The sequence below is a fragment of the Mesorhizobium sp. M1D.F.Ca.ET.043.01.1.1 genome, from assembly GCF_003952385.1.
In the GTDB taxonomy this organism is placed as follows: domain Bacteria; phylum Pseudomonadota; class Alphaproteobacteria; order Rhizobiales; family Rhizobiaceae; genus Mesorhizobium.
In genome coordinates this window covers 4,820,013-4,843,305 of the sequence record NZ_CP034444.1, presented here as the reverse complement: position 1 = coordinate 4,843,305, position 23,293 = coordinate 4,820,013, and the positions used below count along the sequence as shown (strand labels likewise).

23 protein-coding genes are annotated in these 23,293 nt (G+C 63.3%); 6 read left to right on the top strand and 17 right to left on the bottom strand.

Features of this window, described 5'->3' with window-relative positions:
- Nucleotides 1-529: 529 nt before the first annotated feature.
- Together EJ067_RS23455 and EJ067_RS23450 are read left to right on the top strand one after the other, a co-directional pair.
- Nucleotides 530-907 carry a hypothetical protein gene (locus EJ067_RS23455; RefSeq protein WP_126087588.1) on the top strand — a complete coding sequence of 126 codons (378 nt, stop codon included), beginning with the start codon at nucleotides 530-532 and terminating at the stop codon, nucleotides 905-907.
- 190 nt (nucleotides 908-1,097) lie between these two features.
- Nucleotides 1,098-1,319 carry a dihydrofolate reductase family protein gene (locus EJ067_RS23450; protein WP_245468027.1) on the top strand — a complete coding sequence of 74 codons (222 nt, stop codon included), beginning with the start codon at nucleotides 1,098-1,100 and terminating at the stop codon, nucleotides 1,317-1,319.
- Nucleotides 1,320-1,416: 97 nt separating this feature from the next.
- Here EJ067_RS23450 and EJ067_RS23445 read toward each other — a convergent pair whose 3' ends face one another.
- The 5 genes from EJ067_RS23445 to EJ067_RS23425 form a co-directional block, all read right to left on the bottom strand.
- The gene (locus tag EJ067_RS23445) at nucleotides 1,417-1,563 is read right to left on the bottom strand and encodes a hypothetical protein (RefSeq protein WP_126087586.1); all 147 of its coding nucleotides are present in this window, start codon (nucleotides 1,561-1,563) and stop codon (nucleotides 1,417-1,419) included.
- 25 nt (nucleotides 1,564-1,588) lie between these two features.
- Nucleotides 1,589-1,843 carry a GlsB/YeaQ/YmgE family stress response membrane protein gene (locus EJ067_RS23440; protein WP_112096624.1) on the bottom strand — a complete coding sequence of 85 codons (255 nt, stop codon included), beginning with the start codon at nucleotides 1,841-1,843 and terminating at the stop codon, nucleotides 1,589-1,591.
- A gap of 108 nt (nucleotides 1,844-1,951) precedes the next feature.
- Nucleotides 1,952-2,158, bottom strand: coding sequence for a hypothetical protein (locus EJ067_RS23435; protein WP_126087585.1), 207 nt, complete (start codon nucleotides 2,156-2,158; stop codon nucleotides 1,952-1,954).
- Nucleotides 2,159-2,224: 66 nt separating this feature from the next.
- Nucleotides 2,225-2,845, bottom strand: coding sequence for a ribonuclease D (locus EJ067_RS23430; RefSeq protein ID WP_126087584.1), 621 nt, complete (start codon nucleotides 2,843-2,845; stop codon nucleotides 2,225-2,227).
- Nucleotides 2,846-2,975: 130 nt separating this feature from the next.
- On the bottom strand, nucleotides 2,976-4,361 hold the full coding sequence (locus EJ067_RS23425) for a M20/M25/M40 family metallo-hydrolase (RefSeq protein WP_126087583.1): 1,386 nt from the start codon (nucleotides 4,359-4,361) through the stop codon (nucleotides 2,976-2,978).
- Between the two features lie 423 nt (nucleotides 4,362-4,784).
- On the opposite strand from EJ067_RS23425, the gene polA reads away from it, so the two are divergent.
- Nucleotides 4,785-7,751 (top strand): DNA polymerase I, encoded by a 2,967-nt coding sequence (gene polA / locus EJ067_RS23420; protein ID WP_189510082.1) that lies wholly within the window; start codon nucleotides 4,785-4,787, stop codon nucleotides 7,749-7,751.
- A gap of 6 nt (nucleotides 7,752-7,757) precedes the next feature.
- A complete protein-coding gene (locus EJ067_RS23415) occupies nucleotides 7,758-8,378 on the top strand; it encodes a LysE family translocator (RefSeq protein ID WP_126087581.1) in 621 nt (206 codons plus the stop codon).
- A 170-nt stretch (nucleotides 8,379-8,548) separates the two neighbouring features.
- Here the strand turns inward: EJ067_RS23415 and EJ067_RS23410 are convergent, their stop codons facing one another.
- The 8 genes from EJ067_RS23410 to EJ067_RS23375 form a co-directional block, all read right to left on the bottom strand.
- A complete protein-coding gene (locus EJ067_RS23410) occupies nucleotides 8,549-8,953 on the bottom strand; it encodes a Fur family transcriptional regulator (protein WP_126087580.1) in 405 nt (134 codons plus the stop codon).
- Between the two features lie 126 nt (nucleotides 8,954-9,079).
- A complete protein-coding gene (gene mgrA / locus EJ067_RS23405; RefSeq protein ID WP_126087579.1) occupies nucleotides 9,080-10,126 on the bottom strand; it encodes an L-glyceraldehyde 3-phosphate reductase in 1,047 nt (348 codons plus the stop codon).
- Between the two features lie 113 nt (nucleotides 10,127-10,239).
- Entirely contained in the window at nucleotides 10,240-11,382 is a 1,143-nt protein-coding gene (locus EJ067_RS23400) for a Gfo/Idh/MocA family oxidoreductase (protein WP_126087578.1), read from the bottom strand.
- An 11-nt stretch (nucleotides 11,383-11,393) separates the two neighbouring features.
- Nucleotides 11,394-12,140, bottom strand: coding sequence for a sugar phosphate isomerase/epimerase (locus tag EJ067_RS23395; protein ID WP_126087577.1), 747 nt, complete (start codon nucleotides 12,138-12,140; stop codon nucleotides 11,394-11,396).
- A gap of 40 nt (nucleotides 12,141-12,180) precedes the next feature.
- On the bottom strand, nucleotides 12,181-13,290 hold the full coding sequence (locus EJ067_RS23390) for an ABC transporter ATP-binding protein (RefSeq protein ID WP_189510796.1): 1,110 nt from the start codon (nucleotides 13,288-13,290) through the stop codon (nucleotides 12,181-12,183).
- The gene (locus tag EJ067_RS23385) at nucleotides 13,290-14,222 is read right to left on the bottom strand and encodes a carbohydrate ABC transporter permease (RefSeq protein ID WP_126087576.1); all 933 of its coding nucleotides are present in this window, start codon (nucleotides 14,220-14,222) and stop codon (nucleotides 13,290-13,292) included. Before EJ067_RS23385 ends, EJ067_RS23390 begins: the two co-directional genes overlap by 1 nt.
- The gene (locus EJ067_RS23380; RefSeq protein WP_126087575.1) at nucleotides 14,215-15,108 is read right to left on the bottom strand and encodes a sugar ABC transporter permease; all 894 of its coding nucleotides are present in this window, start codon (nucleotides 15,106-15,108) and stop codon (nucleotides 14,215-14,217) included. Before EJ067_RS23380 ends, EJ067_RS23385 begins: the two co-directional genes overlap by 8 nt.
- Before the next feature lie 87 nt (nucleotides 15,109-15,195).
- Nucleotides 15,196-16,434: an ABC transporter substrate-binding protein gene (locus EJ067_RS23375; protein WP_126087574.1), complete on the bottom strand. Its 1,239-nt coding sequence runs from the start codon at nucleotides 16,432-16,434 to the stop codon at nucleotides 15,196-15,198.
- Between the two features lie 385 nt (nucleotides 16,435-16,819).
- Between EJ067_RS23375 and EJ067_RS23370 the strand changes: the two genes are divergently transcribed.
- Nucleotides 16,820-17,875 carry a LacI family transcriptional regulator gene (locus EJ067_RS23370; RefSeq protein WP_126087573.1) on the top strand — a complete coding sequence of 352 codons (1,056 nt, stop codon included), beginning with the start codon at nucleotides 16,820-16,822 and terminating at the stop codon, nucleotides 17,873-17,875.
- A gap of 27 nt (nucleotides 17,876-17,902) precedes the next feature.
- Here EJ067_RS23370 and EJ067_RS23365 read toward each other — a convergent pair whose 3' ends face one another.
- Nucleotides 17,903-18,358: a DUF2269 family protein gene (locus tag EJ067_RS23365; protein WP_126087572.1), complete on the bottom strand. Its 456-nt coding sequence runs from the start codon at nucleotides 18,356-18,358 to the stop codon at nucleotides 17,903-17,905.
- A gap of 151 nt (nucleotides 18,359-18,509) precedes the next feature.
- Between EJ067_RS23365 and EJ067_RS23360 the strand changes: the two genes are divergently transcribed.
- A complete protein-coding gene (locus EJ067_RS23360) occupies nucleotides 18,510-19,070 on the top strand; it encodes a TetR/AcrR family transcriptional regulator (protein ID WP_245468026.1) in 561 nt (186 codons plus the stop codon).
- A gap of 17 nt (nucleotides 19,071-19,087) precedes the next feature.
- Here the strand turns inward: EJ067_RS23360 and gndA are convergent, their stop codons facing one another.
- The 3 genes from gndA to EJ067_RS23345 all read right to left on the bottom strand — a co-directional run bounded on the left by gndA (nucleotide 19,088) and on the right by EJ067_RS23345 (nucleotide 23,187).
- Complete coding sequence (gene gndA, locus EJ067_RS23355) at nucleotides 19,088-20,515, bottom strand: NADP-dependent phosphogluconate dehydrogenase (RefSeq protein ID WP_126087571.1); 1,428 nt, start codon at nucleotides 20,513-20,515, stop codon at nucleotides 19,088-19,090.
- 314 nt (nucleotides 20,516-20,829) lie between these two features.
- Complete coding sequence (locus EJ067_RS23350; RefSeq protein WP_145965175.1) at nucleotides 20,830-21,582, bottom strand: hypothetical protein; 753 nt, start codon at nucleotides 21,580-21,582, stop codon at nucleotides 20,830-20,832.
- Nucleotides 21,583-21,630: 48 nt separating this feature from the next.
- A complete protein-coding gene (locus tag EJ067_RS23345) occupies nucleotides 21,631-23,187 on the bottom strand; it encodes a CopD family protein (protein WP_245468334.1) in 1,557 nt (518 codons plus the stop codon).
- Nucleotides 23,188-23,293: the final 106 nt, after the last annotated feature.

Genomic DNA, 23,293 nt, shown 5'->3' with positions numbered 1-23,293 from the left:
GAACGCTTGGGCTGCTCATTGTATGGGAAAATGACCGCGCCTCCCGAGTCCCCCGTGAGGAGAGGCGTGGCCGTGAGAAATCTCACATCGGTGTTGCCTTGATAGACATAACGACAAATGAAGTAGGAATCGCACCTACAGGTTTAAAGATATTCCGCGCGGAAATCTAATAAGTATTTCCAACGCTTTCGCTATTTCGAAAGCACCGTGGTTGGCTTTTGCAAATTGGCAGGAGCGCGAAATGGCGCTCTTGACGGGTTAGAACCATCGGCCCCCGATGCGCCCGGCTGGGCCGGGTTGCAAGGGAGCGGGCTTGGAACGGGAACACTTCTTCGGCTTAGCTTCCCTTCCGTTCAATGATGCCGGAGGCGCAGACGCGAGCCCGGAAAATCCCCGCCCGGCCCGGGGACGAGCCAAAGCTGATCTTTGCTGATGACCTATAGCGCCGTTAGCGAGCTTTTTGAAATTCAAGCTAAGCTATGATAACGGGTGAATAGTAGGGGCGAGTTGACTGCAAAAAAAGGGGGAAATGTTGAACCGCATTTTAGCAACGGTCGTCGCGGGCATCTGCTTCACAATATCGACGGCTTCAGCCGGACAGGGAGAGCAGCAAAACATCAGTTACTTGGCACGTATGGCAGATGGCAAATTGCATCGGGCTGCAGCAATTTCAGGTAACATCTATGGCGTATTGAAAAAGTGCCCGGGGCTGAGACCAAGCGAAAGTGGGAAAGCCATGATGGCTGTCTCCATCCTTTTGTACCATGGGCTGGATAGGCACTTGGCGCCTAATCCGGCTAAATTCGAGAGAGCTATCCGCGTGTTCGAGGGCGCTTACCGCAAGGCTGCTCTGAGTGAGGTTGATTGCCAAACCGAGAAGGCCAAAGATCGAGATAGCTACCTGTAGACGTTTTGCCCTGGGGCTAATCCGCGGGACTTATTGAGGCGGTAACGTCGCGCCTTCAACTTCACACGGCGCGACGAAGCGGGCCGGTGGTTCTACCCCCGGAAACCCGGGCGTTTCGCCGTTTCCGTGGAGCGGCACCACGGTCATCAACGGTGATGCGGTAAAGGAGATTTCGGAGCTCAAGCGGAAAGTGGACGGGGAAATTCTCGTCCACGGCAGCTATCGGCTCGTCCGCACATTGATAGGCCAGAACCTGGCTGACGAACTGCGGCTGGTCGTCTTCCCGGTTGTTCTCGGCACTGGCCTGCGGTTCTTCGACGGAACCAGCGACACGAAGCCGATGCACCTGATCGAAACCCAAAAGGTCGGTGATGGGCTCGTCTTCTACGCCTACGAATTCGCCCGTGACTAGCGGCTGTCGACGCGACGAAGTCGCGTTCGAAGCGATTGAAAATCAAATGCTTGCCGATCGCACGATGCGGCCGATTTCGCGGTCGCATCGTGGCAGCTCAATTCTGCTGGATCGAAATACCCTTGTCGTCGATCTTGAGCTCCACGCCTTTCGGCCTGGTCTGCTCACGATAGATGTAGATGCCGAGCGCGATGACCACGACGACCAGCGCGCCGATGATGAGATAGAGCAGGTTCTGCCTCATCGCGCCCCTTTCCAGCGATCGAGCCTCACGCTCGTTTCAAGACCTTGACCACGAGCAGCAGGATGATCGCGCCGATCGTGGCATGGATGATCGACGCCAGGATGCCGCCGCCGATAGCGAAGCCCAGCCTCGGGAAGAGCCAGCCGGCGATGAAGGCGCCGATGATGCCGACGACGATGTTGCCGATCAGGCCGAAGCCGAAGCCCGATACGATAAGACCGGCAAGCCAGCCGGCGATGGCGCCGATGATGATGAAGACGAGAAGACTTTCGATACCCATGCAGGGTTCCTCCAGGCAAGCGGCGATTGCGGAGCCAGGCCCCGAATCAGCCTTCGATATCAACGGCTTCAGGCTATGCGAAAGTCGTTGGCTTCGCCAGCGCCGGCGCTACCGGTCCTCGTCGTCATCGCCCGATGCAGGCCGCCAGCTCGTCGGGTCGACCTTCTTTTGGGTGTTGCTGTCGGTGTAGACCCACCAGGCGCCATCGCGATATTGGCCGACGGATTCGTTGACGACGCCGTCATTGTCCTTCCACAGGATGGTGACCTTGGAGCCGTCCTTCGGCGCGCTTTCTATCGGTTTGCGCTCTGCCATCTTCTCCCTCCCCATCACATTCCGACAATGGACCGGCAGGAACGCCGCTCGACGCGCCGGGTTCCGTCAGCTGTGCGCGAAGATATCCTCTTCCGCCCAGCCCATCAGGTCGAGCTTGGCGCGCGTCGGCAGGAAACGGAAGCAGGCTTCAGCCTCCTTGGTGCGATCCTCGCGCGCCAGCCGCGCGGCCAGAACCTCGCGCAGCCGGTGCAGGTAGAGCACGTCGGAGGCTGCATATTCGATCTGCTCGGGCGACAGCGTTTCCGCCGCCCAGTCGGAAGACTGCTGCGCCTTGGAGAGACCGATGCCGAGCAGCTCGTTGCAAAGGTCCTTCAGCCCGTGGCGGTCGGTGTAGGTGCGGACGAGCCGCGAGGCGATCTTGGTGCAGAAGACCGGCTCGGCCATGACGCCGAACGCGTGATAAAGGACGGCAATGTCGAAACGGCCGTAGTGAAACAACTTCACCACCGCGTCGTTCCTGAGCAGGCTGACGAGGTTGGGCGCCTCCTTCTGGCCAGGCGCAATCTGAATAACGTCGGCGCTGCCGTCGCCCGGCGAAATCTGCACCACGCAGAGCCGGTCACGATGCGGATTGAGCCCCAGCGTTTCCGTGTCGATGGCCACCGCCGCGACATTGTAGCGGGACAGGTCCGGGAGATCGCTCTTGTGGAAACGGATGTCGGTCATTCTCTTCTCCGGATCGGGCCTGCAGCGCCGCGCATCTTTTGCGCAAAGGACGCTGCAGCCCTTTGCGCTGGATAATTCGTCCTCGCCGCGATCCGCCGAAAAATCAATAGAAACTTGACTTTCACCGATTTCAGCGCGTCAGCGCGTCGAGAATGCGCGCCCACGAACGCTGCCCCTTGTGGAAGGAGGTGAGCTCGTATTTCTCGTTGGGCGAATGGATGCGGTCGTCGTCGAGGCCGAAGCCGACGAGCAGCGATTCCATGCCGAGATAGGTCTGGAAGTCGCCGACCACGGGAATGGAGCCGCCGCCGCCGGTGGTGACGGCCTGCTTCTCCCATTCGTCGGAGAGCGCATCCTTGGCCTTGGCCAGGAACGGCGAGTCGTAGGAAAGCTGGATCGCCGGCGAGCCGCCATGCGGGTGGAACTCGACCGAGCAGTCGGCGGGGATGCGTTCGCGCACGAAGGCCTGGAAGGCGGCGCGGATCTTCTTCGGGTCCTGCTTGTGGACGAGCCGGAACGAAACTTTCGCCGAGGCTTCCGCCGCGATCACCGTCTTGAAGCCCTTGCCTGTGTAGCCGCCGGTGATGCCGTTGAATTCGGCCGTCGGCCGCGCCCAGGTGAGTTCGAGCACCGAACGGCCCTTTTCGCCGGCGGGGATGGAGAGGCCGACCGGGCCGAGGAAGGTCTCGGCGGTCTCGCCCAGCCCCTCCCAGGACTTCAGCACCTGCGACGGCGTCTCCTCGACGCCGTCATAGAAACCCGGAATGGTGACATGGCCGTCCTTGTCATGGACGTCGGCGAGGATCCTGGCCAGGATGCGAATCGGATTGGCGGCCGGGCCGCCATAGAGGCCCGAATGCAGGTCGCGGCTGGCCGCCTTGACGGTGACTTCCTCGCCGACCATGCCGCGCAGCGACACGCAGATCGACGGCGTCTCGCGGTCCCACATGCTGGTGTCGCAGACCAAAGCGAAATCCGCCTTCAGCTCGGCGGCGTTCGCCTCGAGGAACGGCTTCAGCGACGGCGAGCCGGATTCTTCCTCGCCCTCGAACAGGATGGTGACGCGGCACGGCAGATTGCCATGCACCTGCTTCCAGGCGCGGCAGGCTTCGACGAAGGTCATCAGCTGACCCTTGTCGTCGGCCGAGCCGCGCCCGGTGATCACCTTGTGGCCGGGCTCGATCTCCTTGATCGACGGCGCGAAAGGATCGGTTTCCCACAGCTCGATCGGATCGACCGGCTGCACGTCGTAATGGCCGTAGAACAGCACATGCGGCGCGCCGGCCGGCCCTTCGTGATGCGCCACAACCATCGGGTGACCGGGCGTGTCGCGCAGGCTGGCGTCGAAGCCGATCAGCTTGAGCTCGGCCACCAGCCATTCGGCGCCCTCGCGGCAGTCGGCGGCGTAGGCGGGATCGGTAGAGATCGACTTGATGCCGAGCAGGCCGAAAAGCCGCTCCAGGCTCTGGTCGAGATTCTGGTCGAGACGGTCGAGGACGGGGGAAATTCTGGACATGCTTTTGCCTTTCGAGTTTGGGCAGACCCTAAAGGGCCGGACCGAAAACGCAAAGCCGCGATCGTTGGACCACGGATGAGCGGCATGTCGAAGGGCAAAAAAGAACCGCCGTGGTGGAGGGGGAACCACGGCGGTCTTTACTCGAAACGTTGCGGCAGCCCGGAGAGGGGGGATAGGCTGCCGCAGGTTGCCCGGGATAGGCGGGGGACGGGCCTTACTCCGGACTTCGGCGAAAATTGCCGATGACAGCTATTTGGGTCTGTGAACATGGCGATTCAAGGGCACGAGGATTACACTTTTGTAACATGCCCGTGAGCGGTTCGATTCGGCCGAGACAGTGTCTGTCAGGGGTGTTGCCGGAACCGTTGGTTTGCGCAGCCTTTGGCATGGACCGCGAAGCCTGGCCGCGCTATCCCTGCCGGCATGAAAAAAGGCGATCATCTCTTTCTTGTCGACGGCTCCGGCTACATTTTCCGTGCCTACCACGCGCTGCCGCCGCTCAACCGCAAATCCGACGGCCTGCCGACCAGCGCCGTGCTCGGCTTCTGCAACATGGTCTGGAAGCTGATGCAGGACGCCCGCAACACCAGCGTGGGCATCGTGCCGACGCATTTCGCCGTCATCTTCGACTATTCGTCAAAGACCTTTCGCAGCGATCTCTATCCCGAATACAAAGCCAACCGCTCGGCGCCGCCGGAAGACCTGATCCCGCAATTCGGCCTGATCCGCCAGGCGACGGTGGCGTTCAACCTGCCCTGCATCGAGATGGAAGGTTTTGAGGCCGACGACATCATCGCCACCTATAGCCGGCTGGCCTGCGAGGTCGGCGCCGACACCACCATCGTCTCCTCCGACAAGGACCTGATGCAATTGGTCGGCCCGACGGTCGGCATGTACGACCCGATGAAGGACCGCCAGATCGGCATCCCGGAAGTGATCGAGAAATGGGGCGTGCCGCCGGAAAAGATGATCGACCTGCAGGCGCTGACCGGCGACTCCGTCGACAACGTGCCCGGCGTGCCCGGCATCGGGCCGAAGACCGCGGCGCAGCTTCTGGAGCAGTTCCGCGACCTCGACGGCCTGCTCGCGCGCGCCACGGAGATCAAACAGGACAAGCGACGCGAAACCATCATCGCCAATGCCGACAAGGCGCGCATCTCGCGTGAGCTGGTGACGTTGAAGAACGACGTGCCCCTGAAGGAGGGGCTGGACGATCTGGTCCTGCATGCGCCGGACGGGCCGAAGCTGATCGGCTTCCTGAAGACGATGGAGTTCACAACGCTGACGCGCCGCGTCGCCGAGGCGACCGCGACCGAGATCGGCGACGTCCAGGCTTCCGCCGTCACCATCGAGCGCGCCGACACAGCGCATGGTCCCGATGTCGGCGCCGGCGCGCCGCCGGCCGCACGACCGGCTGCTACGCCGAACGGCGCCGCGAAGCCGGCCGCCGCCGCCGTCAGGGGCGAGGATGCTCCGCCGCAGGGCGATACCCCTTCCCTGCTCTCAGCGTTGCGGCTGGAACAGGCGACGGCGCGCAAGATCGACACTTCGGCCTATGCGGCCATTCGCGACGCGGCCACGCTGAAAGCCTGGATCGCCAAGGCCAGGGAAGCCGGCATCCTTGCCTTCGATGCCGAGACCACCTCGTCCGACCCGATGCAGGCCGACTTGATCGGCCTTTCCATGGCAATCGCGCCAGGCCGAGCCGTCTACGTGCCGCTCGCCCATACCAGCGGCAACGGTGACCTGCTTGGCGGCGGCCTGCTGGCGGACCAGATCCCGGTCCGCGAGGCGCTGGCGCTGCTCAAGCCCCTGCTCGAGGACAGGTCGGTTCTCAAGATCGTCCAGGACATGAAATACGACATCGTCGTGATGGGCCGGCACGGCGTCGAGGTCGGGCCCTTCGACGACACGATGCTGGTCTCCTACGTGCTCGACGCCGGCACGTCGGGCGGCCACGACCTCGCCTCGCTGTCGGAGAAGTGGCTCGGCCACGCGCCGGCCTCGAAGAAGGAGCTTGCGGGATCCGGAAAGAACGCCGTGGGCTTCGATCAGGTCGATATCGAGCGGGCGACCGCCTATGCCAGCGAGCAGGCCGATCTGACGCTGATACTCTGGCAGGTGCTGAAGCCAAGGCTCGCCGCCAAGGGCCTGGTTTCCGTCTACGAACGGCTGGAGCGGCCGCTGGTACCTGTGCTTGCCCGCATGGAGCAGCGCGGCATCTCGGTCGACCGCCAGATCCTGTCCAGGCTGTCGGGCGAGCTGGCGCAAGGCGCCGCCCGTGTTGAAGAAGAGATCTACGGCATCGTCGGCGAGCGCATCAACATCGGCTCGCCGAAACAGCTCGGCGACATCTTGTTCGGCCGGATGGGCTTGCCGGGCGGCTCCAAGACCAAGACCGGCCAGTGGTCGACCTCGGCGCAGCTTCTGGAAGACCTTGCCGCCGAAGGCCACGAGCTGCCGCGCAAGATCGTCGACTGGCGCCAGCTCACCAAGCTGAAATCGACCTACACCGACGCGCTGCCCGGCTTCATCAATCCCGGCACCAATCGCGTCCACACCTCCTACGCGCTTGCCGCGACCACGACTGGCCGCCTGTCGTCTTCCGATCCCAACCTGCAGAACATTCCGGTGCGCACCGCGGAAGGCCGCAAGATCAGGACCGCCTTCATCGCCGATAAAGGCCACAAGCTGGTTTCGGCCGACTACAGCCAGATCGAGTTGCGCGTGCTTGCCCATGTCGCCGAGATCCCTCAGCTCACGCAGGCCTTCGCCGACGGCGCGGACATCCATGCCATCACGGCGTCCGAAATGTTCAACGTGCCGGTCGAAGGCATGCCTTCGGAAGTGCGCCGTCGCGCCAAGGCGATCAATTTCGGCATCATTTACGGCATCTCGGCCTTCGGCCTCGCCAACCAGCTGTCGATCCCGCGCGAGGAGGCGAGCGCCTACATCAAGCGCTACTTCGAGCGCTTCCCGGGCATCCGCGACTATATCGAGGAAACCAAGGCCTACGCGCGGGAGAACGGCTTCGTCGAGACCATCTTCGGCCGCCGCATCCATTATCCGGAGATAAGGTCGTCCAACCCGTCGGTCCGCGCCTTCAACGAGCGCGCCTCGATCAACGCCAGGCTCCAGGGCACCGCCGCCGACATCATCCGCCGCGCCATGGTGCATATGGAAGAGGCGCTGGACAAGGCGAAGCTCTCGGCCCGCATGCTCTTACAGGTGCATGACGAGCTGATCTTCGAGACGGTGGAAGCGGAAGTCGAGGCGACCATTCCGGTCGTGCGCCGCGTCATGGAGAACGCGCCGATGCCGGCGGTCTCGATGTCGGTGCCGCTGCATGTCGACGCGCGCGCCGCCGACAACTGGGACGAGGCGCATTGAGGTGAAATGCTGCCGCTCCCGACGGCCACGCTGCTCTCCTTTGCGCTCGCTGCCCTGCTGATCGAGCTGACGCCGGGGCCGAACATGACCTATCTGGCGCTGGTCTCGGCCAATGACGGCCGTCGCGCCGGCATTGCCACAGTCGCCGGCATTGCGCTGGGCCTCGCCGTCATCGGTGGCATCGCTGCCTTCGGCGTCGCCGAATTGATCCAGGCGTCCACGCCGCTCTACGAGGGGCTTCGCTGGGCGGGCACGCTGTTTCTCCTCTATCTGGCCTGGGAGGGCTGGACGGCTGGCACGGACGTGGTTTCAGCGACCGAGGCGCCGGATGGCAAGTATTTCGCTCGCGGACTCGTCACCAACCTGCTGAATCCGAAGGCGGCGGTCTTCTACATCGCCGTGTTGCCCACCTTCGTCGAGGCCGATCGGCCGGCGCTGGCCCAGACTGTGCTGCTCACCACAGTCTATGTGGCCATCGCGACGGCCATCCATGCAACGATCGTCGTGCTGGCGGGAACGCTGGAGCCGTTCCTCAACGATCCCCAACGCGAGCGCGTCGCTCGCAGGGTGCTTTCCGCCATGCTGGCGCTGGTGGCGATATGGTTCGCCTGGTCGACGGCGCGTTAGAGCAATTCCAGGAAAGTGCGTAGCGGTTTTCCGCCCGGAATTGCGCAAAAACAAACGCTTAGAGCGGGTCAGCGATTCTGTGAAAAGCTGAACCGCTCTAGCCAAAGCAATTCCAGGAAATGTGCGTAGCGGTCAGGCTCGGCGACTTCGCCGTGGCGTTCCGCAGATAGTCAGGCGGCCTCGGCCCGGCACTTGGCGCACACGCCCCGAAATTCGATCACCGCCTTCTTCGCGGCGAAGCCGGTCGAGCGTACCCATTCGCCCAGCCGGTGGTCGACATCGTGGTCGGACATCTCGGTCACCTGGCCGCAACTGTCGCAGATCGCGAAGGCGGTCATCGAATGGCTGTGGTCGTGCGGCTCGGCGCAGGCGACGAAAGAATTGAGGCTTTCGAGCCTATGCACGAAGCCCGATTTCACCAGCGTGTCTAAAGCCCGATAGACCTGCAGCGGCGCCCGGAAGCCGCGCTCGCGCAGCTGGTCGAGCAGCATATAGGCGCTGAGCGGCCCGCTGGCGGCTTCGAGCTTCTCGAGCACGCACAGCTGGTTCTTGGTCAGCGCATCCCTTGCCGTCATATTTTCCGTCCGCTCGTCGCGTCGTTTCGCGTGCCGATTGTGCACGCAAACAATCTCTGGTCCATGAGATAGCGACGAACGCGTAGTTTTGCCACTGTTTCCGCGGTTGGCCGAGCGGCGCCGCCGCTACTTGCGCGGCGGTCCCTTGCGCTCGGCGGATGCCGCCCAAAGGTTGATGTCGGCCTCGCGTGCGTAGGTATCGATCTCGGCCAGCTCGGCATCGCTGAACTCGAGCACCTTGAGCGCGCCGACGCAATCCTCGACCTGTTCCGGCCGGCTGGCGCCGATCAGCGCCGTGGTCACGCGCCCCTTGCGCAGCACCCAGGCCAGCGCCATCTGCGCCAGCGTTTGGCCGCGCCGGCCGGCGATGGCGTTGAGCGCCTTGATGTTGGCGATCGACCTGTCGTTGATGAAGGCCGGGCGCAGCGACTTGCCTTGGGATGCGCGGCTGCCTTCCGGTATGCCGCCGAGATATTTGTCGGTCAGCATGCCTTGCGCCAGCGGCGAGAACACGATCGAGCCGATGCCGAGCCCCTCCAGCGTGTCCAGCAGCCCGTCCTCCTCGACCCAGCGGTTGAGCATAGAATAGCTCGGCTGGTGGATCAGGCAGGGCGTGCCGAGCCGCTTCAATATGTCGGCCGCCTCGCGCGTGCGCTGCGAATTGTAGGAGGAGATGCCGGCATAGAGCGCCTTGCCCGAGCGCACCGCGTGGTCGAGCGCGCCCATGGTTTCTTCCAGCGGCGTCTCCGGATCGAAGCGATGCGAATAGAAGATGTCGACATAGTCGAGCCCCATGCGCTTGAGGCTCCGGTCGAGGCTCGCCAGCACATATTTGCGGCTGCCCCATTCACCATAGGGACCGGCCCACATCTCATAGCCTGCCTTGGTCGAGATGATCAGCTCGTCGCGATAGGCGGCGAAGTCGGCGCGCAGGATCTCACCGAAGGCGGTCTCGGCCGAGCCGGGCGGCGGGCCGTAATTGTTGGCGAGGTCGAAATGCGTGATGCCGAGGTCGAAGGCCTTGCGCACGATCGCCTGCTTGGTCCGGTGCGGCGTGTCGCTGCCGAAATTGTGCCACAGGCCGAGCGAGATCGCCGGCAGCTTGAGGCCGGAGCGTCCGCAGCGGTTGTAGATCATCTTCTCGTAGCGGTTCTCGGCGGCGATATAGGGCATGGGGTAATCCTCGGGATCGAAGCGGCGCGGCGAGCCCCGCGACGGATTTGAATCGATGCTTGTCCCCCATCCATACCCTCTCCCCGCCGAAACGGGGAGAGGGTAGTTGCCACCTACTTTTTCTTCGCCAGCAGCGCCTTCGCTTCCTTGATGCCGAGTGCTGCCGGCCGCTCGCAGGTCGTCTGCATGGCGACGAACTTGCCGCTTTCGCCGGAACGCAGGATGCCGGTCATGACGTCGACGGCGTGCAGCGCCAGCTCCATCGAGCAGCGGTGCGGCCGCCCTTCCGAGATCGCGATCGCCATGTCGGCAAGGCCGGCGGTGCGGTAGTTCGCCATCATGCCTTGGCTGTGCATCTCGTTGGGCACGCCGAACGGATGATCCCATTTCGGCAGCTTCTTCACCGGCTTGGTGGCGTCGGTGAAGCGCAGCTCGCCGCCGAAGAAATTCGGGTCCGGCACGAAGACGGTGCCCGCCTCGCCATAAAGCTCCATCGGCGCGTGGCCGTGGCTCCAGACGTCCCACGAGGTGTTGAGCGTCACCACGGCGCCGTTCTCGAATTCGAGCAGCGCATGGATGGTGGTCGGCGTGTTGACCGGGATCTTTTCGCCCGCCCGCGGCTTGGAGCTGATGGTGCGCTCCTTGGCCGGCGTCGCCGCGAAAGCCGCCACCTGCTTCACCGGCCCGATCAGCTGGATCAGGTTGGTGACGTAGTACGGGCCGATGTCGAGCACCGGCCCGGCGCCCGGCTGGAAGAAGAAGTCGGGATTGGGGTGCCAGTGCTCCATGCCGTGGCCCATGACATGGCAGGTGCCGCTGGTGATCCTGCCGAGCTTGCCGCTGTCGATCAGCTCGCGCGCCAGCTGATGCGCGCCGCCGAAGAACGTGTCCGGCGCCGAGCCGATGCGCAGCCCCTTTTTTTCGGCCCGGCTTTTCAGGTCGAGCCCTTCCTTGATCGACAGCACGAAGGGTTTTTCCGAATAGACGTGCTTGCCGGCGTCGAGCACCGCCTTTGAGATTTCGTAGTGCACGGCCGGGATGGTGAGGTTGACGATGATGTCGATCTCGTCGTCCTTCAGCAGGTCGTTGACCGTCTCGGCGCGGAGCTTGAACTCCTTCGCCCGCATCTTCGCCGCATCCATGTTGATGTCCGCGCAGGCGCGCATCTTGATGCCGCGGAACAGCGGCGCCAGAGAGAAATACGCCTTCGAGATGTTGCCGCAGCCGATGACGCCTACGCCAAGTTTGTTTGCCATTGTGAATGCTCCTACCAGCTCTTGGCTGCTGCGATCGAGCGCCGGGCGAAACGCTCGATGTCGTTGGGATTGTCCTGTTCCATGACGAAATACTTGGCAGCGCTCTTGGTCCGCAACGTCTTGATCAGACCGGGCCAGTCGATTGTGCCGTGGCCGACATCCGACCAACCGTCCTCATCGAGCCCCTCGCCCGCTTTCGCCATGTCCTTGACGTGGACGGCGACGATGCGCTTGCCGTGCTTTTCGATCCAGGGCAGCGGATCGGCGCCGCCGCGCACCACCCAGGCCAGGTCCATCTCCCAGCCGATATCGGGTGCTGAGGACAGGATATGGTTCTGCGGCACCGAACCGTCGCCAAGCGCCTTGAACTCGAAATCGTGGTTGTGCCAGGCAAAGCCGTAGCCGGCCTTCTTCGCGGCCTCGCCAACCTTGGCCAGCCGCTCGCCGAAGCTGCGCCAGCCGGCGGCATCGCCCGGCCGCGCAACGGGCATCAGGTAGGGGCAGATCAGCAGCGTGACGCCGAGCGCATCGGCGATTTTGCGCACGCCGTCGAAATCTTTCTCCAGCGCATCGATCGAGAAATGGCCGGTCGGCATGGCAAGCCCGTTCTTGTCGAGCTCGGCGCGAAAAGCCTTGGGGTCGTCATAGACGCCGCCGAAGCCCTCAACTTCCTTGTAGCCCAGCTCGCCGAGCATTTTCAGCACGCCGTCCCACGGTTGGAAATTTCGAGCGCTGTAGAGTTGGAATGACCAGTTCATCTGTCCTGTCCGTTCTGCTTGGGGGGATGATTTTTCAGAATTAGAGGCGGCTGTCGGTTTGAGCGTCGAACAGCGAAGCGCGCGCCGGATCGAAGCCGATGCGGATCGCATCGCCGTTGCTCAGCGTCTTGTCCGCCTCGACGCGGAAGGAGACGATCTGGCCCCCGAGCTTCGTCCACACCAGCGTGTCGGAGCCCATCGGATCGACGATCTCGACGGTCGACTCGGCGGTGAACGGCATCGCCTTGGCGGCGTCACCCAAGGCAATATGCTCAGGCCTGATGCCGAAGATGCAAGGCCTCGCGGCGCGGCCGTTGTCGCCATCGAATGCGTAACGGCCAAGCGGCACCGAGATACCGTCGGCCCTGAACACGGGAGCGTCGCCCGCTTCCAACTCCCCTTTGAGGAAATTCATCGCCGGAGAGCCGAGGAAGCCGGCGACGAAGCGGTTGACCGGGCGGTTGTAGATCGTTTGCGGCGCGTCGAGCTGCTGGATCACGCCGCCCTTCATCACCGCGATGCGGTCGGCCAGCGTCATCGCCTCGATCTGGTCGTGGGTGACGTAGATCATCGTGTTCTGCAGCCTGCGGTGCAGGAGCTTGATCTCGACGCGCAGTTCCGAGCGCAGCTTGGCGTCGAGGTTGGAGAGCGGCTCGTCGAACAGGAAGACGTCGACGTCGCGCACCAGCGCGCGCCCGATCGCCACGCGCTGGCGCTGGCCGCCCGAAAGCGCCGAGGGCTTGCGCTGCAACAGCGGCTCGATCTGCAGGATTTCGGCCGCGCGCGCGATGCGTTTGGCGATCTCGTCCTTCGGCACGCCGGCGACGCGCAGGCCGAAGGACAGGTTCTTCTCCACCGTCATCTGCGGGTAGAGCGCGTAGGACTGGAACACCATGCCGATGCCGCGGTCCTTCGGCTCCTCCCAAGTGACGTTCTTGCCCTTGATGAAGATGCGGCCTTCGGAAATGTCGAGCAGGCCGGCGATGCAGTTGAGCAGGGTCGACTTGCCGCAGCCGGAGGGTCCGAGCAGCACGATGAACTCGCCCTCGGCGACGTCGAGATTGAGGGTCTTCAGCACCGACATGACGCCGAAATTGAGCGACAGGTCCTGGATCGAGACGCTGGGATTGGCGATCGCTGCTGCCATCATCATCCTTTCACCGCGCCGGCCGCGATGCCGCGCACGAAGAGCTTGCCGGAAACGAAGTAGACGATGAGCGGCACGAGGCCGGTCAGGATGGTTGCGGCCATGTTGACGTTGTACTCCTTCACGCCCTGCACCGAGTTGACGATGTTGTTGAGCTGGACCGTCATCGGATAGGTGTCGGGGCGGGTGTAGACGACGCCGAACAGGAAGTCGTTCCAGATGCCGGTCACCTGCAGGATGACGGCGACGACGAAGATCGGCAGCGACATCGGCAGCATGATGCGCAGATAGATGCCCCAGAAGCCGGCGCCGTCGACGCGCGCCGCCCTGAACAGCTCCTCCGGCATCGACGTGAAATAGTTGCGAAACAGAAGCGTCAGGATCGGCATGCCGAAGATCGAGTGCACGATCACCAGGCCGGTCAGCGTGCCGTAGATGCCGATCTCGCGCAGGATGATGACGATCGGATAGATCATCACCTGATAGGGGATGAAGGCGCCGACGATCAGGATGATGAAGAAGCTGTCGGCGCCCTTGAAGCGCCAGTTGGCCAAGGCGTAGCCGTTCACCGAAGCGATCGCGATCGACAAGAGCACCGACGGCACGGTGATGCGCACGGAATTCCAGAAGCCGCGCGAGAGCCCGTCGCAATTGAGACCGGTGCAGGCGGTCGCCCACGCCTTCACCCAAGGCTCGAAGGTGATCTCCAGCGGCGGCGAGAAGATGTTGCCGAGGCGGATTTCTGGCATCCCCTTCAGCGACGTGACGACCATCACGTAAAGCGGCAGCAGATAATAGAGCGCCACGACGATCAGCGTGCCGTAGAGAAAGATGTTGCGGCGCGAGAGCACATGCCGCGGCTTTGTTCCGCTCGGACCCGCTGCATCGCGTTGAAGGGCGCCTGCGTGGGGAACGGAGGCAGCAATCTCAGCCATGCTTCTTGCCTCCGAATTCGAGATAGGCCCATGGCACGATGACGATCACCACCGAGAGCAGCATCATGGTCGAGGCGGCAAAGCCCTGGCCGAGGTTCTGGGCGAAGAACATGTAGTCGTAGACATATTTTGCCGGCACTTCGGAGGCGATGCCCGGGCCGCCGCTGGTCTGGGCGACGACGAGGTCGTAGACCTTGACGATGCCGGCGGCGATGATGACCAGCGTGGTGATGAAGACCGGCCGCATCATCGGGATGACGATGAAGAGATAGGTCTTCCACATCGGTATGCCGTCGACCCTAGCGGCCTTCCAGATGTCCTCGTCGATACCGCGCAGGCCGGCGAGCATCAGGCACATGATCAGCCCCGTGCCTTGCCAGAGCGCGGCGATCGAAATGCCGTAGATGACGATGCTGGAATTGTAGAGCGGATCGAAGCTGAAGCTCGTCCAGCCGAGGTCCCGCACCACGCGCTGGACGCCGAAATCCGGGTTGAGCAGCCACTGCCAGACCAGGCCGGTGACGATGAAGGACAGCGCGAAGGGATAGAGGAAGATGGTGCGGAAGGTGTCCTCGAAGCGGATCTTCTGGTCGAGCAGGGCCGCGAGGATGAAGCCGACCACCAGCGAGAACACCAGCGAGATGATGCCGTAGATCAGAAGGTTCTCGATCGACACCAGCCAGCGCGGCGTCGCCCACAGCCGGTAGTACTGGTCGAGCCCGACGAAACTCAGCCGCGGCAAAAGCTTCGAGTTGGTGAAGGAATAGAGCACCGTCCAGGCCGTGCCGCCGACAAAGACCACCAGCGCGGTCAGGATCATCGGGATCGACGCGACCTTGGCATTGAGATTGCGGAAAAGCTGGTTGGGGCGTTCGCTGTTGCTCATCTCGGCAGCCGGGCTGGGACAATGAGGACATCATGCTCCCGACCCCGGATAGGCGGGGGCCGGGAGCTGGCGGGGGGGCGCCGTTGGTCAGTCGGCCGAGGCGATGATGTCGGCGAAGCGCTTCTGCGCCTCTTCGAGCGTCATGTCGGGCTTGGCGAAGAATTCGGAGAAGAGATCCTCCTTCTGCTTCTGGCTGTCCTGCGACATCAACTGGTCGGTCCAAGGCATGACGCTGCCCTTGGCCAGGATGTCGAGGCCCTTCTTCATGCAGTCATTCGCCGCTTGCAGGTCGACGTCGCCGCGCACCGGCAGCGAACCCTTCTTGAGGTTGAAGGCAACCTGCGTCTTGGGATCGAGCAGCGTTTCGGCCAGGACTTCCTGCGCCTTGGCCTTGTCGGCGTCCTTCAGCAGCGGGAAGTAGAAAGCATCGCCGCCGGTGGCAATCACCTCGTTCAGCCCGAGGCCCGGAAGGCAGGTATAGTCCTTGCCGGCGGTCTGGCCGGCGACCTGGAATTCGCCCTGCGCCCAGTCGCCCATGATCTGGCCACCAGCCTTGCCGGTGATGACGAGATTGGTTGCCTGGTTCCAGTCCTGCACATTGGTGTTCTTCGCCATCTTGCGGGCATCGTCCGCGGCCTTGAACACCTTGGCGACCTCGGGCCCGGCGGCGAATTTCGCATCCTTGTCCTTGTAGACCTTGAGGAAGGTATCGGTGCCGCCAACAGCCGCGAGCAGCACGTCGAAGGCGCCGGATGCCTGCCAGGGCTGCCCACCGACGGCGAGCGGGATGATGCCTGCCTTCTCCAGCGCAGGGGCGGCCGCTACATACTCATTCCAGTTCTTCGGCACTGGCACGCCAGCCTTTTCGAAGGCCGCGTTCGACAGCCACAGCCATTGCCAGGAATGGATGTTGACCGGCACGCAATAGATCTTGCCGTCGATGGTGCACGAGTCGAGCAGGCTCTTCGGCCGCACGATTTCCGTCCACTTGTCCTTGGTGGCGATGTCGGTGAGGTCGCGCATCAGCCCGGCCTGGACGAGCTCTTCCGCCTGGCGGCCGTGGTTGAACTGGGTGGCGCCCATCGGATCGCCGCCGGTGATGCGGCTGATCATGATCGGCCGCGCCGTGCCGCCCGAGCCGGCGATGGCGCCGTCGACCCAGTGATTGCCAGTCGCGTCGAATGCCTTGGCAAGTTCAGCCACCGCCGCCGCCTCGCCGCCTGAAGTCCACCAATGGGTGACTTCGAGGTCGGTCGCGCCCGCCGCTCCGGCGAAGTTCAGCGCGACCGTCGCGGCGAACGCGGCAGTCAGGAATTTGTATCGCATTTCGGTTCCTCCCAGAATCTGAAACGTTACAGATTTTCGATACGGCAAATGACTGGCATAGGCAACCCCTCGAATCGAAACGACATGAGATTTTTTCGGAGCGAGAAAAAAATCCATCTTCAAAGGCAATCCGACAGCGTCCAGCCCAACCAATTGATGCCGAAAGCCATGAGAAATTGAGATTTCTATGTGATTCCAGTGGCTTTCAGCCCGCTCCCTCATAACCGGCCGCAACGATCGCGACCCGCTCGCAGGTCTCAGGCGTTGGCAATCTGTAACGTTTCAGTATATTGACCCCGTGTCACGGGCTGAGCGCCGCGCAAATGTCGATGCGCACGATTGCCGGTCGGCCACGCGGCTGCTATGCGCCTGATGGGCGGGACGAATGGATAGACGAGCTACCGAGAAGGACGACGAGACGTCGGCCAAGGAACGGCCGACGCTGAAGACGCTCGCCTTCATGACCGGGCTCGGCGTCACGACGGTGTCACGCGCGCTGAAGGACGCGCCCGAGATCGGCGCCGAGACCAGGCGGCGCGTGCAACTCGTCGCCAGGCAGATAGGCTACCGGCCGAACCGCGCCGGCGTGCGCCTCAGGACCGGCAAGACCAATGTCATCAGCCTCGTGCTCAACACCGAGCGCGAGATCATGAGCTTTGTTTCGGACATCATCTACGGTGTCTCGGAGGTGATCGCCGACACGCCCTATCACCTGATCGTCACGCCCTATTCGCGCTCGCAGGATCCGCTGGATCCGATACGCTATCTGGTCGAGACGGGCTCGGCTGACGGTATCATCATTTCGCGCACCCAGCCGGACGATCCGCGCGCCCGCTACATGCTGGAGCGCGGCATTCCCTTTGCCACGCACGGCCGCACCGACATGGGGCTCGTGCACCCCTATCATGATTTCGACAACTACGCCTTCGCAGGCGAGGCGGTGCGCTATCTCGCCGGCATGGGCCGCAGCCGGCTCGCGCTTGTGACGCCACCGGTCGGCCTCACCTACTATGGCCATACGCTGAACGGCTTTGCCGATGCGCTGAGTGAAGTCGGCGCCAGCGAGGTGCCGTTCAACACCGTGTCCATCGACCAGTCGATCGAGCAGATCAGGATGCGGACGGCGCAGCTGATGCAGCGCCGGGACCGGCCGGACGGCTTCGTCAGCAGCGCCGCCGCGGCGACGCTCGCCGTCGTCGCCGGCATCGAGGATGCCGGACTGAAGCTCGGCCGCGACGTCGACGTGGTGTCGAAGCAGTCGTCGGAACTGCTGCATCTGTTCCGGCGCGAACTGCTGGTGGTCAACGAGAATTTCCGGCTCGCCGGCTCCGAGCTCGCCCGCGCGGTGCTCGGCTGGATCGGCGGCAAGGAACCCGGCTCACTGCAGTCGCTCAGCACGCCGGGCGAGGTTCTGCCCTATCGGCATTCGCAAGATCAGTGACCTCTGCGCCTTTCGCGACGGCGATCATCATGCAAAGGGGTTCAGCTCGGGCTTCGTGGTCATCAACGCGACAATGAGTGCAAAGAGCGTGATCATGGTCAGGCGTCCAACCAGGGCGCGTTTGTTGCCAGCAAAGGCTTTGACCTCGACGGCTGAGACGGCACCGCGAAGTGCTGCTTGAGCCTGCGTTGCCCACGGGCGCACGAGCTTGTTCTCGACCGCTATCAAGGCGGCGACAAGTGCAAGCGACACCATCAGCCAAGGCGTCAGCAGGGACCAGCCGCCAAGAAAGACAAGGGCGATGCCGGCAAGCACACCGGCGCCCACCAGAAGCCCCGCAAAGCGGCTGGCGAAGAAGGCCATTCTGGCAGGCCCTGGCTGCCCTCTTCGGGCAGGAATTAGCAGAAGTTCGTTCGCCACGAACAACAGCAAAGCGGCGCACATGGCGTACGCATGGATTCCCAAAACAATTTTATAGAGCATCTGTCACCATCCGCATCGCTTGAGCATCGGTGGACATAATGCGAGCGATAGCTCACAATTGTCTACTCGCATTGGGACCGGCAGGAATATGGCGCCTAAGTTGCTCACGAATCCAAGGAAGAACGCCTCCCAGGACAGGTCGCGCGCGACGGTGGACGCGCTCGTCGAGGCGACCGCTCGCATTTTGGTCAGGGACGGTTTCGACAAGGCCAGCACCAACCGGATCGCCGAAGAGGCCGGTGTGAGCATCGGCTCGCTTTACCAGTATTACCCGAGCAAGGAAGCGCTCGTTGCCGCCGTCATCGATCGTCACAACCAGGACATCATGCAGGTCGTGCGGAGGGTTTTTGCGGAGGTCGCCTCGCAGCCGGTCGAGAGGGCAGCGCGCATGCTTGTTGCCGTCGCGATCGAGGCGCATCGCATCGACCCCAAGCTGCATCGTGTCCTTGCCGAGCAGATTCCGCGCACGGGACGCCTCGAAAACGTGGAAGCCTTCAATCGCGAAGCCCACGCTCTCTTCAAGAGCTATCTCGAAAGCCACAGCGACGAGCTACGCGTGGCCGATCTTGGACTTGCCGCTTTCGTGTGCGTGACTTCGATCGAAGCGCTCGCCCATACCGCGGTGTTGCACAGCTCCGAGAAGCTATCGAATGAAGCGGCCGAAACGCTCATCGACGAGGCCACTCGGCTCGTGGTCGGGTATCTGAAATAGACGCTCGGCGGTTCGTCTTACCCGCTCGCCCCGCTGCCCCACGGTCCATGGAACGCCCCCTGCTCGCCGATGCGCTCGAAGCCATGCGCGCCGAAGAAATCGCGCTGCGCCTGGATGAGGTTCGAGGTGCCGCGGCCCTGGCGGTAGCTGTCGAAATAGGCGAGCGCCGAGGACAGCGCCGGCACCGGCGAGCCTGCCTCGGAGGCCTTGGCCACGATGCGCCTGAGCGAAGGATGGGCCTCCTTCATCATGGCGATGAAGGCCGGCGCCATCAGCAGATTGGTTGACGCGCCGCCCGACCCGAAGGCTTCGGCCATCGTGTCCAGCATCTGCGAGCGGATGATGCAGCCGGCGCGCCAGATCTTGGCGATGGTCGGCATCGGCAGGTTCCAGTTGAATTCCTTCGAGGCGCCGCTCATCACCGCAAAGCCTTGCGCATAGGCAGCGATCTTGCCGGCGAACAGCGCCAGTTCGAGATCCTTCAAAAGGGTTGCCTTGTCGCCGGAAATCTTTTCGACGCCGATAGTGCCATAGGCCTTTTCCGCCGCCTGTCGCTCGTCCTTGATCGAGGACAGCACGCGCGCCGCGACCGCCGCCTCGATGGCCGTCGCCGGGATGCCGAGCTGCTGCGCCTCGATGACCGACCATTTGCCGGTGCCCTTCTGGCCGGCGCGGTCGAGGATGATGTCGACCACCGGCTTGCCGGTCTTCGGATCGTCCGCGGCCAGCACCTTGGCCGTGATCTCGATCAGGTAGGAGTTGAGCCGGCCCTTGTTCCACTCGGCGAAGACCTTGCCGATCTCCTTCGGTCCCATGCCGAGCCCGTCACGCAGGATGCCGTAGATCTCGGCGATCATCTGCATGTCGGCATATTCGATGCCGTTGTGGACGGTCTTGACGAAATGGCCGGCGCCATCGGTGCCGAGCCAGGCGGCGCACGGCTCGTCCTTGAACTTGGCCGAAATCGCCGTCAGCACCTTCTCGACGCGCTTCCAGGACTCTTCCGTGCCGCCGACCATGATCGACGGCCCGTGGCGCGCGCCCTCCTCGCCGCCGGAAACGCCCATGCCGATGAAGGTGAGGCCTGAGCCGTTGAGTTCGGCGAAGCGCCGCATCGTGTCGCGGAAATTGGCGTTGCCGGCGTCGATGACGATGTCGTTGTCGGACAGCACGCCGCGAAGCGCTGCGATCTGCTCGTCGACCGGCTTGCCGGCCAGCACCATGATGATGATCGGCCTGGGCGGCCGGATCGCGGCGGCAAGTTCCTCCAGGCTGTAGCAGGGAACCACCATGTCCTTCAGCGCGCCGGCGCTCTCGACGAAGGCATCGGTGCGCGACGGCGTACGGTTGAAGACGGCGATGCGGTGCCCGTGCTCGGCGATGTTGAGCGCCAGGTTGGAGCCCATCGTGCCAAGGCCGATCAGGCCGATTTCGGCTTTTTCCATCGTTTCTTCCCTGCTTCCGGATTTTGTTGAGCCGCGTTTTGCCGGGATGATTGACGGGCCTTTCGTGTCACGTCAACCGCCTCGCCGAATTGTGTTGCGTCCGCCTTGTGTGTGGGATTCAGGTCAGGCCGAGTCAGGAAGTGTCCCTTGGGGACGATCTTTGTCGCCTAAGGCTCCAAAGGGAGCCTTGGGGGGCCGCCACATTTGACCTGTGGCAGGCACTTTGTCGTAATCGATGGCATCTCCGTAGACGGAGCGGCCCAGCGCGACTAGCTCGGGAGTCAAGTTATGTTCCGACGTCGGGTACTATCCTCTTACCAGGGACGAGGAATGCAGCTCTCCGGGCGGTACGTGCCCAGGACTGCGTCCATGGCTTTGCTGTATTCGGAAAAGCCTGGAATGAGCCCCGATTCGATGGCCTGAGCGACACATTTGTCGCCAGCAGCCGAGGAATTTGCCTGAGAAAGGCAGTTTTCCAACTTTGTTATTGAAACCGGCGGGGGAGCCTTGATTGAGTTATAATTGATCCGGCCGGAGCGAATGGATACGACCGTTACATCGCCCTTCCTCCATCTAGCAGGGTCAAAGATGTAGTGAAGATTGCGCTTGTCAGGATGCTTTGACGCTGTCGCGCCGTAGATCGTCATGACAAGCACAGTAGCAAATGACTTATCTCCCGGATCAACTTCCATATCCGAATCTGAGACAGGGATTTCGAGCCTTCCCCCGAGCTCAAAGGCGAGCTCTGAAAGGGCTTCGCCATCGCCTTCTCGCGCCATGGGCCAGAGCAGCGCCCACTGCCTTTTACATTGGTTTTTGAAGTAGGAGCCTGCGGCAAACTTCAGACGCTCCTCACGGGTCAAACTCGGCTGCATCAAGCTTGTTTTACCTGTGAGATCGCATCCGCAAACAAGAAAAAAGACCAGAAGACCGCAACATACTTTCGCAATAAACCGGGTCGACATTACCACTGATTCAATTGCTTTTTGCCAAGAAAAGCGCTCCGTCAACAGCATCACTCCGATCCCGAACACCTCAACGCATTGGTAAAAACCGGTGAACCGCATAGGCGCACCGCCGCTTAAGTGGAAACGAGAGCATAGCCATCTGGTATATCACTCACCGCGGATGTCGATCGGCGCCTCTATCTTCACCATCTCGAAGTCCGAGACGAGGATGTCGAGCCGCGCCGTCCAGCGGCCGGGAACCGGGATGATCAGATTGTCGACCCGCCAAGTGCCGTCGCCCGGCTTCGTCGCCGGCCGCTTGATCGGCTCGATGCCGGAATCGGGCTTGGACAGCACCAGCATCACCGCCTTGGCGTCGAGCGGACCGAAATCGCCGGTCATGACGACCATCGAAGCCGCCACCTGCCCCGCATGACCGGGCGTGATGCTGAGGTCGGCCATCGCCTGCAGCGTGTGGATGTGGATCGACACCGGCTGCGCGGCGGCGATCGCCAGCGCGCGCGGCGGCGGCGTGAAGCGCCAGCCGGCGGCGACGCCGAAGATGGCGAGCACGATCAGCGTCTCGATGCCGATCGAGCGCACCAGCCGCCGCTGCACCTCCGTGTCGCCCGCCTCGGCCGGCGCGGTCAGCGTCCATCGGTTGACCGAAGCGAGCGTGAACAGGAACAGCAGCAAGGCCAGTTTCAACAGCAGCAGGCGGCCATAGGCGGTGTTGATCAATGCAGCTGGCGTCTGCACCTGGATGATCGCCAGCACGATGCCGCTTGCGGCGAGCACGGCAACGACGGGCAGGATGGCGCGCGAGAACCGCCGCAGGAAAACCTTCGCCTCCGCCGGCTGGAACCGCAAGGCAAGGCCGAGCGGCGCCAGCGCGCCCGTCCAAAATGCGATGGCCGCACCGTGCAGGAACACCAGGGGCCGCGTCAGCCATTGCGGCTCGGCGGCGCTGGCGTGGCCGCTTGCCGCAAGCGCTGCGCCGACGCCGATGAGTCCGGCAAGCGCAAGCAGCTTGCGAGGAGCGCGCGGTCCGGCGAGGGAGAGCAGCGCAAGTCCAAGCGAGATCAGGGCGACAAGCACCGTCCAGCCGAAGCTCGTCTCGAGCGCTGTCCGCCAGACGGCCGGCGCCGCGAACCGGGGGAGCGGCGCGGCAAGCGCGTCCAGCCCCTGCAAGCCGAGCGAAACCGGAGCGGCGGCCAGTCCGCAGAGCAGCGCGCCGATGACGAAACGCCGGCCGCACCGCCGGTGTTCGGCGAGCCAGGCAAGCGAGAAGGCGCCGCCGATACCAAGAAAGAGGCCGGCATAGAGGAGGAGCTTGGCCGCCCAGATCGCCGCGCGCAGCGACCGATCGACGGCTTCGCCCGCCGCTGGCGCCGCGCTTGGCGCGCCGACGGAAAACAGCGCCGAGCCGCCGACCGGATGGCCGTCCTCCGAGATCACCCGCCAGCTCAGCACATGGGTGCCGGATTTGAGCGTCTCGGGATTGTCGATCTCGATGGTCCGGTCGTTCAGGCGAAAGGACGTCAGCGCAAGCCGCGTGCCGTCCGGCCGCACCAAAGTGAGCACCAGCGGCGAGACCGGCTCGCTGAAGGTCAGCGAGAAATGCGCCGGACCCTGCACCAGCACCGTGCCGTCGGCCGGATCGGCCGCGACCAGCGCCGCATGCGCGAAGGCGCGGCCGGGCAGCAGCACCGCCAGCAGCGCCATCAACACCAGAGCCGCAACCAGGCGGCTGGTGGCTGGCCGGATGCGGATGCCGCCCGGGCGGATTGGGAAAGTTGCTGCGTTCATGCGGTCTTTCAAGAAGCGACGG